Raw genomic sequence first — 15,711 nt, 5'->3', positions numbered from 1 at the left:
CCCAAGCCGCAGTACCGTGCCCAGGTCACCATCACCCTCGACCACACAATGCCGATTGGGCAGGCCCGCGAAGTGATGCTTGAAGCCGTGCAGCAGGCGAAGCTGATCCATCACGATCCGATGCCCGACGTGCGCGTTCTCGCTTATGAAGAAGTCGGAATCACCTATGCCGTCCGCTATTGGTTGTCCCGCTTCGACTGGGACATCGATTGCCGGGACGAGGTTTACAGCCTGATCGATGACGCCTTGCGTCGTGCTGGCACGATCGCTCCGCACCGCCGGATAGAACTGGTCAATACGGGATCTGTCACCCATTCCGCCCGCGGAATTGATCAGTCGTCGGCCACCCTGCACCCGTTTCTCGACACTATGGGTCCAAAGTCCTGATTATCCCGGTCAGAGTCTTCGGAGCGGGACCGGTCAAGCCGGGAGAAAGGGTTCGCCGAACGCCAAGTCGGCGTTCAGTCGATGGCAGGATTGACCTTAAAGTCCGACCTGAGAGCGCAAAGTGGTCATCTGACGAAGGGGCTTTGATGTCGGCTTCGGGCCGGAATTTCACGCGCCGAAACCGACGGCGCCGCTCTCGAAAGGAAGCCCGGAACTGCCGTTTGTTTCTGCGCGTCCATGCAACCTGCCCCGTTGATCACGCGACTTCGGCAACTTTCACTGGCTCCACCTGCAGCGGATTGAACCGCGCCGACGACATGCCGCCGGCCTTCAGCGTGATGATGCTGCCCGCCGGGATCTCATGCCATTTGGTATCGGTATCTGTAAACGGCTCGGAAACCAGGCAATGGCCCTGGTTGTTGCAAGTTGGCGCCGAATAGAGTGTTGGCGCATAAGCATCGGTGGCGTAACGGATGGCGTAAAGCGTCTCACCGTCGGAAAACGCTGCGGTAAACCGCACCAGTTCCCGCACCCCGGCGCGCGCGCTCTCAGCCAGCGCAAAGCGGATCGCTTCGGCAAAAGCCCCTGCCGGATTGGTTTCCAGTCCGAATTCGATTGCCAGCAGAAACAGCAGTTCCGAATCGGTGGTGCCGTGCCGCGCCTGGTAAAGCCGGTCCGAAAGGGCCGCTTCCATCGGTCGCCGGATCGCATCGAAGCCGGCGATCTGGCCATTGTGCATGAATGACCATGTGCCGTGTACGAAGGGATGGCAATTGTCGCGGCTGGTCGCTCCCCCGGTGGAGGCGCGCACATGGGCTAAAAACAGCGACGAGCGGATCTGCCGTGCCAAGGATTTCAGATTGCAGTCCGACCAGGCCGGCAGCACATCGCGGTAAAGTCCCGGTTCGGGATGTTCGCCATACCAGGCGATGCCGAAGCCGTCGCCATTGGTCGCCGCCTTGGCCTCGGTGGCCCGGTGCGATTGTTCGATCAGCGAATGGCCGGGGGCGGAGACAATCTGCTCCAGCGGGATCGGCGTTCCTCGGTAGGCGGCCCAGCGGCACATGCGGTTCTATTTACTCCGGTTGTGCATCCGGTGATGCATCTCGTTGATCATACGGCTTGCAGTTTTCTCAAAGGTAAACGGCAGCACCGCATGGGCCAGCGCTGCGAGGCCCGCGAGGATCAGCTTGCCGGAGAATTTTCCGGCAAACTTGAGATGCTCGAAATAACTCTCGTCGACCGATTGCGGGTGGGCAGTAAACAGTCGTGCGATCTGGTTGGACATCGGCTGGGTTCCCTCTTTGCATGCTTTGAGTGTGTGAGGATAACCCGTTCCGAAAGGAGGTGTGTCCCGAATGTCCTTTGAATAGAGACTCATATGAGATATGTGTCCCAACATGCACCAGATAGACGATATGGATATCCAAATTCTCAGTCATCTGCAGCGCGACGGCACTCTCTCGGTCGATGCGCTGTCCGAGCGGGTTCACCTGTCGCGCAACGCCTGCTGGCGCCGGGTCAAGCTGATGGAGGAACGCGGGCTGATCAGGGGCCGCGTCGCCATTCTTGATGCCGAGGCGGCAGGCTGCGGGCTGTCGGTGTTCATCTTCGTGCGCGCGGCGAGCCATGACGCCGACTGGCTCAAGGCCTTTCGCGAGGCGGTAGCCGCGTTTCCGGAAATTGTCGGGGTCTATCGCACCTCCGGCGATCTCGATTACGTGCTGCGCGCCCGCGTCTTGGACGTCAAGGCCTATGACCGGCTCTATCAACGGCTGATCGCCAAGGTGCGGCTCGCCGATGTCTCCGCTTCCTTCGTCATGGAGGAGATCAAGGAGACGACGGCGATTCCGCTGGTTGCGCTGGGTCGCGGCGCGGGCTGAGCCGGTTTGCTCAGCTAAAGCCTTAGTTTTTCCGGGCTCGCGCAATCGCCAGATTGATCGACGCCATGCGCGCTTCAACCTGATCGAGGTCGGCGGTTCCGCGTCCGGTCTGGCGTTCCAGATCGAATTTCATGTCGCTGAGCCGCTGAAGTTTCTCATCCTTCGTCAGGGTCTGGTGCGCGGAGACGTCTTCGGGTGTCATCTGCGGATCGGGTCTGCTGGTCATTGTTTGCTCCTCGTCTTGATGAAAATTGTCTTGATGAAAAACCAACGCCGGCGGGTGCATCCGGGTTCCGCGCAATCGATGAGATGTCCCGGGATGGTGCCAGCCTTTGGCTGCGCGGTTGCAGCCATCCCGGCTCTGTTGCATCTGATTGAACAGTCCGTTCTCTCTGCGCCACTTATTGTGAACGCCACAAGCCGCTATCTAAGGGGCAACATCAACTCGACCGGCCCTTGTCGCCGGCTCCGACACCGAGGAGACTGCCATGTCGATCAGACCCGTCCGTCACCAATCCGCCGCCGTGCCGCATCTTGAGGGCGCCGGCGTGCAACTCCAGCGCGCTTTCGGTTTCGACGATCCGTCGCTGACCGATCCGTTCCTGCTGTTTGACGATTTTCGCAACGAGCGCCCGGAAAACTATCTCAAGGGCTTTCCCTGGCATCCGCATCGCGGCATCGAGACCATTACCTATGTTCTGGCCGGCACCGTCGATCACGGCGACAGCCTCGGCAACACCGGCTCGGTCGGCGCCGGCGACGTGCAGTGGATGACCGCCGGCCGCGGCATCATGCACCAGGAAATGCCCAAGGGCGACGAGAGTGGCCGCATGCACGGCTTCCAGCTCTGGGCCAATCTGCCGGCTTCGATGAAGATGACCGAACCTCGCTATCAGGATGTCACTTCCGCCGATATCCCGGTCGAGGTTGATGACGACGGCACCACTGCCCGCATCATCTGCGGCGAATTCTGGGGCAAGCGCGGCCCGGTCGACGGCATCGCCGCCGATCCGTCCTATGTCGACATCTCTGTGCCTCCGGGCAGAAAGAAGACCTTCAAGGTCGACGCCTACCGTTCAGCCTTCGCCTATATCTTCGCTGGCTCCGGTTCGTTCCGCGATGCATCGAAACCCTTCGGCGTGCTGGTCGAGAAGGAAGTCGAGGGCGAGGAAATCCAGATCCGCGACATGTCGGGCGACCGCACGCTGGTGGTGTTCGATACCGGGGACGAGATCACGGTTCAGGCGGGCCCGGAAGGCATCCGTTTCCTGCTGGTCTCGGGCAAGCCGATCCAGGAGCCGGTGGCCTGGCACGGCCCTATCGTCATGAACACGCGGGCCGAGCTGATCCAGGCCGTGACCGAACTGCAGAACGGCACCTTCATCAAGCCGGCCGCCTGAACCGCCGGTCCGCCAGATGAAAGCCCGCCTGACCCCACGCGCTGCAACCGGCGAATATTTTCATTCGCCGGTTGTGTTGCGGGACGCGACGGTTCAAATGGTGGCGAACCACCGCATTCAGGCCGGTTCGGATCGCACTGGCCGTTCAGTGCCTGTTGTGGGGAGGTGTGACGGAATGAAGGCCGTGTACAAACCTGGCGATGGTTTCGACTTTTTCGAGGAGATCGGCAAGATCGACCAGCTCTGCACGGCGTTGATCGGCAAGATGCTGCCCGACGGCGTCCACCCGTCGCATTTTGCAATCGTGCTGTATCTGGTGCGCTCTGGCGACGGCGTCACGCCGCTGGGCCTCGCCCAGGTCACCAATGTTTCCAAGGCAACCATAAGCCACTCGCTCAAGGTGCTGGAACGGCGTGAATTCATCGAAACCAGGCCGTCCCGGCACGACGCCCGCTCCAAGCAGGTCTACCTCACCGACGCCGGGCGCAGTTTTTGCGAGCAAGCAGTCTACGTCGCGGCGCGGACCTTCAACAAATTCCTGCACGACGACGATCGGCAGATGATGTCCGACGCCTTGCCCGGATTGATCGCGATTCGCGCTTTGCTTGAGAAAAACCGAGAACCCGTGTCCGGGGATGAGGCGCGCCAGCGCGATGGCGAACCCGATGGTGTCCGGTCTGCCGATGTTAATGCCATGCTCGGACGTACCGGGCGCGGATAACAGCCCTGAAGGCTGTTTTGGACTTCACCCCTCAGTTCCGCTTTCGCGGCGCGGCCAGCGCGCAACCTGAGCAGCCGGCGGGACACGAACTGGTCCGCGGTTCGAGCGGGCAGGGCGCCGTCCGCCCGGTCAGGCCGAGGCGGATGCGCATTTTGACGGATTGAGGCAGGAACAGTTTCCACACCACGTAAAGTGCGGCGCCGGCAACCAGGCCATAGGTCACAATCGCGTCTGTCATCCCCTAGCCTCCCAGATACACCGTGGTCTGGTAGACCACGAAGGATGCGGCATAGGCCAGCGCCATCATGTAGCTGAACATCAGAACCGGCCAGCGCCAGGAATTGGTTTCACGCCGCACCACGGCCAGCGTCGAGGCGCATTGCGGCGCGAACACGTACCAGGCCAGCAGCGACAGGGCAGTGGCCAGCGGCCATTGGCCGGCTATGGTCGCGCCAAGCGAGGCGTCGGTCGCGGCGGTGCCGCCGACGGCGTAGACGGTGGCCAGCGCGCCCACGGCAACCTCGCGCGCCGCAAGACCCGGAACCAGCGCCACGGCAATCTGCCAGTTGAACCCGATCGGCGCCAGCAGCGGTTCCAGCGCGTGGCCGATGATCCCGGCGAAACTGTAATGGATCGCCGGGCCGGTTGCCCCTTCGGGCGCGCCGGGAACGGTGGAGAGAAACCAGATCAGGATCATCATCGACAGGATGATGGTGCCGGCCCTGCGAATGAACATGTAGGCGCGCTGGATCACGCCGGTCAGCAGGCTTCTGGGCATCGGCAGTTTGTAGCTCGGCAACTCCATGATGAATGGCTCGCTCTTGCCGCGCCAGACGAAGGTGCGGAAGATGAAGGCCACCGCGAAGGCGCTGAGAATTCCCGCCAGATACAGCGAAAACAACACCAGCCCCTGCAGGTCGATCATCCCGGCAACCGCCCGGCGCGGAATGAAAGCCCCGATAATCAGCGTGTAGACCGGAATTCGCGCCGAGCAGGTCATCAGCGGTGCCACCATCATGGTTGCCAGCCGCTGCCGGCGGTTGTCGATGACCCGTGTCGCCATGATGCCGGGAATGGCGCAGGCGAAGCTTGAAAGCAGTGGAATGAAGGACCGGCCGTGCAGGCCGACGCCGCCGACAACCCGGTCCATCAGGAACGCCGCCCGCGCCATATAGCCGAAATCCTCGAGCAGGATAATGAAGAAGAACAGGATCACGATCTGCGGCAGGAACACCAGCACGCTGCCGACCCCGGTGATGATCCCGTCGGTCAGCAGGCTTGCCAGCATGCCGTCCGGCAAGGTCGCCTTCACCACCCCATTGAGTGCGTCAAATCCCTCGCTGATCCACTCCATCGGCAGCGCCGCCCATGAATAGACCGCCTGAAAGATCAGGAACAGCACCGCCAGAAGAATGACGATGCCGAGCACCGGATGCAGCAGCACCTTGTCGATGCGCGCGCTCACATCCCGCGCAATCTCCGGCGTGCTGACAAACTGCACCACCATTGCGTCGGCGGCATGATGGGCGTCGCGGATCTCGCCGGTGTTGCGTTCGCTCCAGTGTCCCGCCTGCGCGGCGTGCGGATGCGCCAGCGCCAGATCCAGCTGATCAAGCAGCGCCGCGGTTCCGTTCTGTGCGACAGCAACAGATTTGACCACCGGAATGCCCAGTTGCCGCGAGAGCCCCTCGGCGTCGATGCGGATACCCCGGTGCTCGGCGATATCTGACATGTTGAGCGCCAGGATCATCGGAATGCCGGCGCTGGAGAGTTCCAGAACCAGCCGCAGCATCAGCCGCAGATTGGTCGCATCGGCGACGCAAACCAGCAGGTCCGGAGGGGTAAAATCATCAAGCCTGCCCAGGATTGCATCACGCGTGACGATCTCGTCGGGGCTGCGGCCGCGAAGACTGTAGGTGCCGGGAAGGTCGATGGCGGTCACCTGCCTGCCCGCAGGCGTGATAAACTGCCCTTCCTTGCGCTCAACGGTCACGCCGGGGTAATTCGCCACCTTCTGGCGGCTTCCCGTCAGCGCGTTAAACAGCGCCGTCTTGCCGCAGTTCGGGTTGCCGACAAAAGCCACGCGGCAGGTTCTGGCAATTGTGTCGAGCATCGCCTCAACCTCCGGCCAGCAAGCGCGGATCGGGTGCCTCGCTCGCCACGATCACCGCATTGGCTTCCCGCCGGCGCAGGGCCACGCACATGCTGTCGACCCTGACCGCGATCGGATCCTTGCCGATGAAGCCTTCATGCAGGATCTCGACATGCGCGCCCTCGACCAGTCCGATCTCCAGAAGCCGTTTTTCCAGCTCGATGTCGAAAGCCGATTGGGTGGCGCCAGCGGCCTTGCCTCCGACTTCCATCACCACGCCGCGCAACCCGCGACGACCGTGTCCGAGTTTCACGAGGGTTTTCTGCGTATCTGGTCTGGTCAGCACGGCAATGTCGATCTGCAAATGGAACTCAGGGACTTCGCGTCCCCTTTCCAGTTTCACTACATCCGCATTAAAGTAGAGTCAAAAGGTATGATTTAGACTGAGTCTAAGGAAGCGGCGTCGTTTCGTCGCGCCCTGCGGGAGGGCGTCTGCGACCGGATTGCATTCTTTGAATCGAGCGGTGCCTGCCTTAGCCGCGAAGTTCGGCCATCGGCTCGCCGCGCACGGTGATGTAGACAAGCGTAAACCCGGCTGCCGCCAGTCCGCGCCAGAAAATCACCTCCCAGGCGCCGGCTTCCACGCCACGCGTGAAAATCCCCACAAAGCTGAAGAACAGCACCGAGACGGCAACCAGGCCAAGGCCTGCGGCATGGCGAGGGTCGGATTTCAGCGTCATCGCGGCAAGTCCCTTAACGTTCCGCCCTTGATAGCCGCCATCTGCTGACAGCGTGTCAGCAGTGCTTGCGCGATGAAAGCAGCGCTGCCCGGCGCGACAGCCGAACCCGGGCCCCGCTGGACCTGCCTGCACTCACAGGCTCTTGTACATGTAGGTGGTGGCGTGCAGCGCCTTGCCGTCGGGATCAAGCGCGAAGCCGGGGATGACGCCAGCGGTAAGGAACCCCGACGAAAGGTAAAGCGGTTCGGCCTTGTCGCCGGTGCGGGTGTCAAGCGTGATCAGGCTCTTGCCCGCCGCCCGAGCCTCGGCGTCGAGTGCGCCCATCAGCGCGGCGCCAATACCTTTGCGTCTTGCGGCCGGCGCCACCATCATCTTGGCCACCTCGCAACGGTGCGGCTGGTTGGGCGGCAACGCCGTGATCAGCTGCACCGAGCCCGCCGCCGCCCCGTCGAGTTCTGCGAGCAACAGCCGGCGCCGGCCGGCGCGGACCTCGGGAAACACCTGATTTCGAAAAAAATCCAGTCCGTCGGCCAGCGAAAACGGCTGCATGAAACCGATCGCCGCCCCGTCCTGAACTGTTTCCGCCATGATCCGCGCCAGAGCTTCGGCGTGGGTGTCCAGCTCGTTGGCCCCAGGCACATGAACGCTGATTGCTGTCATCTTCGCCTCATACGAGAACAATCAGATAGGACGCCGGCTGCTCTCCGGTTTGAAAGCGCGAGGCGCCGTAGAGTTGGTAACGCAGGCAATCGCCCGGCTCCAGCACGCGGGTCTCGTCCGCGATGGTCACCGCCAGGATTCCTGAAAGCAGCACCAGGTGGTGTTCATGTCCAGCCATCGACGGCGCCGCGTACGAGATCCTCTGGTTTGCGGCAAGCTCGCACCGCACTACTTCCGCCGCCAGCCCGCCACTCGGCGGCGACACGACACGGCGCGTGAAACCATTTTCCTCGTCGCTCCACAGGCTCTGTTCAGTGTACCGTACCAATGGCGAGAAGGGGGTCTCGACCGGCGCCAGCAATTGCGAAATGCTCATCTGGTAGATGCTCGACAGGCTGCCCAGTGTCTCCGCCGTCGGGCTCACTTCCGCGTTCTCGATGCGCGACAGTGTCGAGCGGCTGACAGCACTCTTGTCCGCCAGAACCTCCAGCGACCAGCTGCGTGATCTGCGCAGCTGCTTCAGCCGTTCCGCCAGTCTGTCGTTGAGTGTGGCCTGCATGGACAATCCCTGTTATGGGAAATATTCCCGTATCAAGGATGACGCAATTTCGCGGCATGGTCAAGTCACTGCGTTTCAGGGGTGGCGGATCTCTGTACTCGTTTGCGGCCTCACACCAGCATCTGGAAGATGATCCCCGAGACGATCGCGCCGGACACCCCGAGCCCGATATAGGCGGCGAACACCGGCCTTTTGACCAGCGACCACACCGCCGCCATCGCCGGCACCGAACTGACCGCGCCAGACACCATGAACGCCATCGCCGCGCCATTGCTCATGCCTTGCTCCATCAGCCCGGCCAGCAGCGGCGGAGCGACATAGGAATTGAGATAGGCCGGCATGCCCACCAGTGCCGCAATCCCGATCGGCAACAGGCCCTCGCCGCCGACCAGACCGGCAATCGTTGAAGCCGGAACATAGGTAACCAGCAGCGCCTCAAGCACATAGGCCAGCGCCAGCCACTTGATCAGGAACAGGCCATTGGCAACCAGTTCCGCCCGGAAGGTCTCGCGGCGTCTGGCGTCGTGCCAGAAGCGCCAGGCCGGCTTGCCGGAGAACGGGTCCGGCCCGCAGCCGCAGCGTGATTGGCTGACCCCGCGCAGTGGTTTGCCAAACCAGCCCGAGGCCATCGCCTGCTTGATGGCAAAGCCGCCGAACAGCCCGAGTGCGACGGCGGAGACCGCCTTGCCGATGGCGAACGGCCAGCCGAGTGCCGCCGCGGTGATCAACAGCGTCGGCGGATCGATCAGCGGCGAGGACAGCCAGAATGCCATCACCGCCGACAGCGGCGCGCTGACCGCCAGCAATCCGGCAATGAACGGAATCACCTCGCACGAACAGAACGGCGCCAGCCCGCCAAACAGTGCCGCCATCAGGATCATCCGGGTCTCGCGGCCCTTGAACGCGTCGGCGATAACGGCTTCCGCGCCCGTCGCCTTCAAGCCCGCGATCAGCAGCACCGCGAAGATGATGTAGGGCAGCGTGCCAAGCAAGGCCGCGATGGCAAAGCTGCCAATCGTGGTCAATCGCGCGGCGTCGAGAATGGCCACCGCCGCAAACGCCAGCACGATTACCGCCCAGGGACTGATCAGCCAGCCTCTGATTTCCTTGCCGAGCGGGCGGCCTGTGTGGATGATATCGCTCATGACCGCGGCTCCGCTTCGCTGCAGCACTCTTCCAGGATGAAGCCTGCCAGCAACGACAGATGGTCGAAATTGGCCGTGCTCATGATCACCCGGCCCTGCTTGCGCTGGACAATCAGATTGGCGGCACTGAGGAATTTGAGATGATGCGCCAGCGTCGATGCGGCGATGCCGGTGCGCGCCTGGATGTCGCCGACGCTTAACCCCGCATCGCCCGCCCTGACCAGCGCCAGCAACACCTCCAGCCGCGATTCCGACCCCATCGCGGAAAACCCCTGCGCTGCTTCAACTGTATCCATGTCGGATGCCTCCAATATAACCATAAAACTAGTTATATCGAAATAACAGCAAATGCAAGCGGCCAGCCCGCGACCGCCGATCCGGGTAAACCCTTCTTAAGCCGTTCCTGATAATTCTCGGCGCGAAACGGAGCCACCCGATGAGCACCAGCCTGTATCTAACCCTCGCAGCCGCCAGACGCCCCGCCAGCTTCCGGCTGGCCGATCTGCTCGGCGCGCTAAGCTACGCGCTGGACATGACCGAGGGCCAGCCGCAGGGTCATTGCATCCGCTGCTGCTGGATCGGCACCCGCATCGGCGAGACGCTGGGCCTGCCCGATGATCTGCTCAGGGATCTCTACTACACCCTGCTGCTCAAGGATCTGGGCTGCTCGAGCAACGCCGCGCGGCTTTGCGAACTCTATCTGGCCGATGACATCTCGTTCAAACGCGATTTCAAGACCATCGACGGCAGCCTCTCCTCCGCTTTGCGCTTTGTCTTCGCCAGGACCGGGCTCGAACATGGCCTCAGCGAGCGCATCCGCGCCATCATCAACGTGGTGCAGAACGGCGGCGAGATCTCCCGCTCGCTGATCGAGACCCGTTGCCATCGCGGTGCCGATATCGCCGCGCGGATGCGGTTCTCCGAAACCGTGCAGGACGGCATTCGCTCGCTCGACGAGCATTGGGACGGCTCCGGCAAGCCGCTGGGACTTGCCAAAGGGCAGGTCCCGCTGATCTCCAGCATTGCGCTGCTGGCCCAGGTGATCGACGTCTTCCACACTGAAAATGGCGTGGCCGCGGCATTGCGCGAGGTCAAGACGCGCTCGGGCAGCTGGTTCGATCCCGCCCTGGGCGACGCGTTCCTGCGCGCCCAGTCCGAACCGGAATTCTGGCAGGCGCTCAAATCGCCACAGCTTGAGGCCCGCGTCTTCGCCATGAAGCCGGCGCTGCAATCGGAACCGGTCGATGAGGATTATCTCGACGACATCGCCGCCGCCTTCTCCGATGTGGTCGACGCCAAGAGCCCGTTTACCGCCGACCATTCCAATCGGGTCACGCTTTACACCGACATGATCGCCGAGGAACTGGGGCTTGACCAGGATCACCGCCGCTGGCTCCGGCGCGCCGCCTTGCTGCACGATCTGGGCAAGCTCGGCGTCTCCAACCAGGTGCTCGACAAGCCGGGCAAGCTCGACGAGGCGGAGTGGCGCTCGATCCGCCGCCACCCGGTCCACAGCGAGGAAATCCTCAACCGCGCCCACGCCTTTCGCGACATCGCCGCTGTCGCCGCCGCTCACCATGAACGGCTCGACGGCAAGGGCTATCCCCATGGCCTTGGCGGCGCGGATATCTGTCTTGAAGCCCGCATTCTCACGGTCGCCGATGTGTTTGACGCGCTCACCGCGGAACGGCCCTACCGCGCCGCCATGCCGATCACCAAAGCGCTGTCGATCCTTGATGCCGATGCCGGCACAGCCTTCGACCCGGCCTGCATCGCCGCGCTGAAATCGGGCCTGGCCCGGCTCAACGCCGAACTTGTGGCCTGATCAGGCGTTGCGTTGCGCCTCAGGCGTTGCGCTGGGTCTGCGGGTACTGGTGCCGGGCGCGCAGCCGCGGCGCCAGCCACCAGGCCACCGGCACGGTGGCCACAAAGCCCGAGACGATGATCGCCGGCAGCAGGTATTTGGCGTGTTCGGCCAGCGCCGGGATCGACAGCACCGCAATCGCGCCGGCGCCGAACAGCACGGCGTTGACGGGCAGGGCGATCAGCAAGGCAATGGATGTTCGGGTTCGCATGGCGGTCTCCTTCGCTTTCAAGGCCAACGCGTCACGTGCGCGATGGTTCCCGCCAGGCCCCCACCGGAGCAACGGCCCCGCCATTCCGGCCGGCTCAGACCTCGCCCGCTCAGAATTCGGTGACCACCGTCACGCCGACGCCCTCGAACCGGTCCATGCCGACAAGCGCCTCGATCGATTGCGCCAGCGATATCCGCCGCCCGACCAGCTTTTCGGGCGCGAGCCGCCCCGCCGCGATCATCGCGAACATCGCATTATAGCGGTGCGCCTGCATGCCGTGGCTGCCGAGGATTTCCAGCTCATGGCTGATCACCCGTCCCATCGGCACCGGCGGAAAACTCTCCGCCCCCGCCATCAGCCCGACCTGGATGTGCCGCCCGCGCTTGCGCAACGAATTGATCGAATTCACGCAGGTGGTCACCGCGCCCAGCGCATCGAGCGACACATGCGCCCCGCCATGGCTCAGATCGCGCACAGCACCGGCCACATCGTCGACCTCGCGCGCGTTGATCGTCGCCACCGCGCCCAGCTCGCGCGCCAGCGTGAGCTTCTCGTCGGAAATATCCACCGCGATCACCTGCGCGCCCGCCGCCGCCGCGATCATCACCGCCGACAGCCCCACCCCGCCGCAGCCATGCACCGCCACCCAATTGCCGCCCGACACCCGGCCCTGGTCCACCACCGCGCGAAACGAGGTGACAAACCGGCAGCCCAGGCTTGCGGCGGTGGCAAAATCAAGGCTTTCGGGCAGAGCCACAAGGTTGAGGTCGGCGCGGTGGATCGACACGAACTCAGCAAACGAGCCCCAATGCGTGAACCCGGGCTGAAACTGGTTGTCGCACACCTGCTGATGCCCGGCATGGCACTCCGGGCAGTGCCCGCAGCCGCCGACAAACGGCACCGTCACCCGGTCGCCAACCCGCCACCGCGTCACATCACGCCCCACCGCGGCAATCACGCCTGCCAGCTCGTGCCCGGGCACATGCGGCAACACGATATCCGTGTCATGCCCCACCCAGCCATGCCAGTCCGACCTGCAAACCCCCGTCGCCCGAACTTCGACCACCACCCCGTGCGGGTCTGGTGTGGGATCCGGCAGATTGACCAGCTTCGGCGGCGCGGAAAAGGCTTCGTAGAGAATGGCTTTCATAACGGAATCCCGGATGTGTGAAGGGAGGGCAGGGGGAGGGACAAGGATTGGAATGTTGTGTACTCGGCAAGAGCGGCGACATCGAAAGAATGCTGTCGGCTCACAGAAAATAATGCGAAAATAACTCTATTTCGTTCGAGAGACGCCAATTAGCGACATAATCAGATGGTGGCACCGAAAATCTTTGGGGTAAGGTTTGCCAATCGGAACACTCCGGGCATGGTTGGAAACTCTGCTCTCTCTCTCAGGATACAATGGTGAGGGATCCAGTAAACATCCCAAGAGTACAGAAATATTTACGAAAGTATCATCCGCATTGCCGCTCAGAAGGTATCCGAGCATAGCTCCTGAAGGTGAAAACGGAGCGTATCGACAGGTCAGAAATTGGTCATTCACGTCGCTAATATATGCAGCCAGGGTGCGAGGTGTTTGGAGTACTTTGGCTTCTATAGGCCAGATGACTCTTGGGTCAGCTCGAAAAATGAATGCAATGTCATATTGAGGAGGCTGCGCCGGAGCGGGTAGTTTTGTTTCCCGCTCATGTGAGCCATGCTGAACGATGAAGGGTTCGTCACCCGACATTCTATCTTGTATGCCAGCTTCTAAACGCTCGGTTATGCTTCGCTCAAGATCGCTCCCATCAAACGCGGGGCGCGCTTTAAGGAGTTCATCATAACCGTCCCAAACCCGTTGCAACATTGCGTCTTCACTTACGCGCATCCAGGCCGAAACCCCCATAATGAAAGCAGCATCGATTGGCGGTGTAGGCCGACTCCACTGCGCTCCTCCAATCACTGAACTAGCTCTCTTTGCTGCGCAATCGCCATCATCTGAAATAGATCAGCAGAGACTTCATCCGCGTCGTTCAGTGCGATCGAACGCGTCCAGTAACGCACCGCATCCGGCTTCATTAAAAAGATCATAGGCGACGGCGCCTTGCCGTCATAGACACGGGCAATCAGACTCGAGGCGATCGTTTTTCCGCGCTCGCGTGAGCGATGATGCTCTGCCATTCGTTGCATTTCCGCCAACAGCTCTGAGGTATCAACGCGCACGTATCTGGGCTCACCACTATCTTTCTCAACCAGTTCGAAGGATACCAATCTGAAGGGAAGGGATTCCGTTCCTGGTGAGTAAAAAATGTTCGCCTGAACGCCCTTATCGGCTCCAAACCCGGCTTTGAGTACGCGCGTGAAATATCGAGCGTACTCAGTCAGCACATGCTCGCTGTCAGAGGATGGGGCTAACCGCGTAGAAGGGGTTGTACATGTCGGACGCAGGCCCGGCCGGTCGCGTACGCTGCGAAAGTCAGCAACGTTAATGTCCACCATATCTTCAATCAGTACCCGTTCAGCGTCTTTTAAGCCGAATACATTAAATACTTGCGCGTCGAAATCGGTCGGATCTTCGATAAGATCGAGATTGACGGTGCTCGATGGCATCGGCACATTTAGAAGATCTTTCACTGTAGTCTCAGGCCTATAGGTCGCCATGCGTCCACTGGTTAATTGAAGAAAATATACAGCCAGTTTACTATTGTAAGTCAGGCAAGCGGATTCAAGGGCGTCGGTGTTGGCTGTGACTGTGACATAGCTTTGAGAACACAATAGCCCTTCTGGCTCTGCTGAACGCACCAGTCTTGCTTGAAATCGCCCTACTTTAACTTGCCAACTCTGTTTGATTAAAAGCTGTGGCATAGCGAACGCGGAGAAGTTGGTTGATGCTTTTCCGTCGGCCAAGATGGCTTCGTGTACTCTTGGTGCGTTTTCAGCATCCAGGTAGACGGTTGAGCCTGAGGGGAACTGGTTGGCTGAAAAGAGGCGTCGGCCAACTAGGGAAGGGAAGCGCTTTTTCTGGTCACCAAAAATTATGCCTTCCCGTGTTCGGGCCTTTCCCTCGGCGATCATTTTTGCGAGGGTTGGCTCTTTCCCGAGCTTTCTAAGTAGATCAATGTCGCGAGGCGTTCCCCACATCAACGCTGTCCATACGAACGGCTCTGATGCGGCGTCGGATGCGCTAATCCAACGATAGTCGCTAGGCTCGACCGAAATAGCGAATTCTTCGACCGGCTCCAAGGGCATTTTAGGACTGACATACGCGATGCTATGGTCAGGAGGTGGCCGATGCGGGCGAAGTACCACGACGCAGGCTGGCGAAACCGAGACCTTTCGCGTATGCCGCTTTCCGCCGAACATTCGGAACCGCAAAGCCGAAAGGTTGAACACGGCATCAACCGTATGACTTGAAAAGAGCTTTTGACGAAAGCGCAACGCAGGTTCCGCACCGTTAAATAGTAATGACGCAGCTGATTCGATTAATGCCAGCCGACCTGAAGGCTTTAGAAGGGCCGCACCCTTTGCAATGAATAGGCAGCCGATGTCTTTATTGGCGACAGGCCAACAATGTCGTTCGTCATTGCTCCATTCGCACGCAATATCTGTCAGGAGGTTCTTCCCCCACGGTGCGTTGCCGATAATGAGGTCGTATTGTTTTGAGCTCCGATCATTGGAATCTAAAGGAGTGGCGAAACCCTGCCGCTCTTCGAAAAAATCGGAGCAAATTAGGCGATGTTCACGCATGGAAGGGAAATGTACGTCCGTCCAGTAGCGCCGCGGTTCGATCTCATCACACATAGCAAGATAAAGACTGAAGCAGGCGACACGAACGGCATGCTGGTCTTTGTCCACACCCAAAAGATTTTCTGTAAGCATACGACGCATAACGTCAGCAGTGATGACTGTGCCAGCATGTGCCCTTTTCCAACGGTGCACAATGCGTTGGAAGGCCTTGACCAGAAAAATGCCAGATCCGCATGCTGGGTCAAGAATGTGTAGATCCCAGTCGGCACCATTCCAAGGCAGAACTTGATCGAGAACAAAGTCCACGAGATGCGGAGGCG

The 15,711-nt window shown here is 61.1% G+C and carries 18 protein-coding genes and 1 pseudogene; 5 read left to right on the top strand and 14 right to left on the bottom strand.

From position 1 onward, the window contains the following. A pseudogene (locus tag ABJN75_RS04645) lies at positions 1–387 on the top strand (hypothetical protein); the annotation flags it as partial. Positions 388–643: 256 nt separating this feature from the next. Here the strand turns inward: ABJN75_RS04645 and ABJN75_RS04640 are convergent. Together ABJN75_RS04640 and ABJN75_RS04635 are read right to left on the bottom strand one after the other, a co-directional pair. Further along, positions 644–1,453: a class II glutamine amidotransferase gene (locus ABJN75_RS04640; protein ID WP_348437322.1), complete on the bottom strand. Its 810-nt coding sequence runs from the start codon at positions 1,451–1,453 to the stop codon at positions 644–646. Positions 1,454–1,459: 6 nt separating this feature from the next. After that, entirely contained in the window at positions 1,460–1,675 is a 216-nt protein-coding gene (locus ABJN75_RS04635; RefSeq protein WP_348437320.1) for a DUF6356 family protein, read from the bottom strand. Positions 1,676–1,775: 100 nt separating this feature from the next. On the opposite strand from ABJN75_RS04635, the gene ABJN75_RS04630 reads away from it, so the two are divergent. Beyond that, positions 1,776–2,270 (top strand): Lrp/AsnC family transcriptional regulator, encoded by a 495-nt coding sequence (locus ABJN75_RS04630; protein ID WP_348437318.1) that lies wholly within the window; start codon positions 1,776–1,778, stop codon positions 2,268–2,270. Between the two features lie 22 nt (positions 2,271–2,292). Here ABJN75_RS04630 and ABJN75_RS04625 read toward each other — a convergent pair whose 3' ends face one another. After that, on the bottom strand, positions 2,293–2,496 hold the full coding sequence (locus ABJN75_RS04625) for a hypothetical protein (RefSeq protein ID WP_348437316.1): 204 nt from the start codon (positions 2,494–2,496) through the stop codon (positions 2,293–2,295). Positions 2,497–2,758: 262 nt separating this feature from the next. Between ABJN75_RS04625 and ABJN75_RS04620 the strand changes: the two genes are divergently transcribed. Both ABJN75_RS04620 and ABJN75_RS04615 read left to right on the top strand, forming a co-directional pair. Further along, positions 2,759–3,670 (top strand): pirin family protein, encoded by a 912-nt coding sequence (locus ABJN75_RS04620; RefSeq protein ID WP_348437314.1) that lies wholly within the window; start codon positions 2,759–2,761, stop codon positions 3,668–3,670. A 175-nt stretch (positions 3,671–3,845) separates the two neighbouring features. Beyond that, the gene (locus ABJN75_RS04615) at positions 3,846–4,391 is read left to right on the top strand and encodes a MarR family transcriptional regulator (RefSeq protein ID WP_348437312.1); all 546 of its coding nucleotides are present in this window, start codon (positions 3,846–3,848) and stop codon (positions 4,389–4,391) included. Between the two features lie 31 nt (positions 4,392–4,422). On the opposite strand, the gene ABJN75_RS04610 is transcribed toward ABJN75_RS04615, so the two are convergent. The 8 genes from ABJN75_RS04610 to ABJN75_RS04575 form a co-directional block, all read right to left on the bottom strand. Further along, on the bottom strand, positions 4,423–4,629 hold the full coding sequence (locus ABJN75_RS04610) for a hypothetical protein (RefSeq protein ID WP_348437310.1): 207 nt from the start codon (positions 4,627–4,629) through the stop codon (positions 4,423–4,425). Between the two features lie 3 nt (positions 4,630–4,632). Then, on the bottom strand, positions 4,633–6,504 hold the full coding sequence (feoB, locus tag ABJN75_RS04605; RefSeq protein ID WP_348437308.1) for a ferrous iron transport protein B: 1,872 nt from the start codon (positions 6,502–6,504) through the stop codon (positions 4,633–4,635). A 4-nt stretch (positions 6,505–6,508) separates the two neighbouring features. Next, positions 6,509–6,754: a FeoA family protein gene (locus ABJN75_RS04600; RefSeq protein WP_348437324.1), complete on the bottom strand. Its 246-nt coding sequence runs from the start codon at positions 6,752–6,754 to the stop codon at positions 6,509–6,511. 262 nt (positions 6,755–7,016) lie between these two features. Then, positions 7,017–7,223: a hypothetical protein gene (locus ABJN75_RS04595; RefSeq protein WP_348437306.1), complete on the bottom strand. Its 207-nt coding sequence runs from the start codon at positions 7,221–7,223 to the stop codon at positions 7,017–7,019. Positions 7,224–7,355: 132 nt separating this feature from the next. Then, on the bottom strand, positions 7,356–7,883 hold the full coding sequence (locus ABJN75_RS04590) for a GNAT family N-acetyltransferase (RefSeq protein WP_348437304.1): 528 nt from the start codon (positions 7,881–7,883) through the stop codon (positions 7,356–7,358). A 7-nt stretch (positions 7,884–7,890) separates the two neighbouring features. Continuing rightward, positions 7,891–8,442 (bottom strand): XRE family transcriptional regulator, encoded by a 552-nt coding sequence (locus ABJN75_RS04585; RefSeq protein ID WP_348437302.1) that lies wholly within the window; start codon positions 8,440–8,442, stop codon positions 7,891–7,893. A 110-nt stretch (positions 8,443–8,552) separates the two neighbouring features. After that, on the bottom strand, positions 8,553–9,587 hold the full coding sequence (locus tag ABJN75_RS04580) for a permease (RefSeq protein ID WP_348437300.1): 1,035 nt from the start codon (positions 9,585–9,587) through the stop codon (positions 8,553–8,555). After that, positions 9,584–9,883: a metalloregulator ArsR/SmtB family transcription factor gene (locus ABJN75_RS04575; protein WP_348437298.1), complete on the bottom strand. Its 300-nt coding sequence runs from the start codon at positions 9,881–9,883 to the stop codon at positions 9,584–9,586. Before ABJN75_RS04575 ends, ABJN75_RS04580 begins: the two co-directional genes overlap by 4 nt. Positions 9,884–10,023: 140 nt before the next feature. On the opposite strand from ABJN75_RS04575, the gene ABJN75_RS04570 reads away from it, so the two are divergent. After that, the gene (locus tag ABJN75_RS04570; RefSeq protein ID WP_348437296.1) at positions 10,024–11,412 is read left to right on the top strand and encodes an HD domain-containing phosphohydrolase; all 1,389 of its coding nucleotides are present in this window, start codon (positions 10,024–10,026) and stop codon (positions 11,410–11,412) included. Positions 11,413–11,431: 19 nt separating this feature from the next. Here the strand turns inward: ABJN75_RS04570 and ABJN75_RS04565 are convergent, their stop codons facing one another. The 3 genes from ABJN75_RS04565 to ABJN75_RS04555 all read right to left on the bottom strand — a co-directional run. Continuing rightward, positions 11,432–11,662: a hypothetical protein gene (locus ABJN75_RS04565; protein WP_348437294.1), complete on the bottom strand. Its 231-nt coding sequence runs from the start codon at positions 11,660–11,662 to the stop codon at positions 11,432–11,434. Between the two features lie 109 nt (positions 11,663–11,771). Next, on the bottom strand, positions 11,772–12,812 hold the full coding sequence (locus ABJN75_RS04560) for a zinc-dependent alcohol dehydrogenase family protein (RefSeq protein WP_348437292.1): 1,041 nt from the start codon (positions 12,810–12,812) through the stop codon (positions 11,772–11,774). A gap of 791 nt (positions 12,813–13,603) precedes the next feature. Continuing rightward, positions 13,604–15,711, bottom strand: a 2,108-nt coding sequence (locus ABJN75_RS04555) for an N-6 DNA methylase (RefSeq protein WP_348437290.1), incomplete at its 5' end; no start/stop codon positions are given.

The organism is Hoeflea sp., assembly GCF_039975035.1.
Lineage (GTDB): Bacteria > Pseudomonadota > Alphaproteobacteria > Rhizobiales > Rhizobiaceae > Hoeflea.
This window is presented reverse-complemented; position numbering and strand designations above follow the sequence as displayed.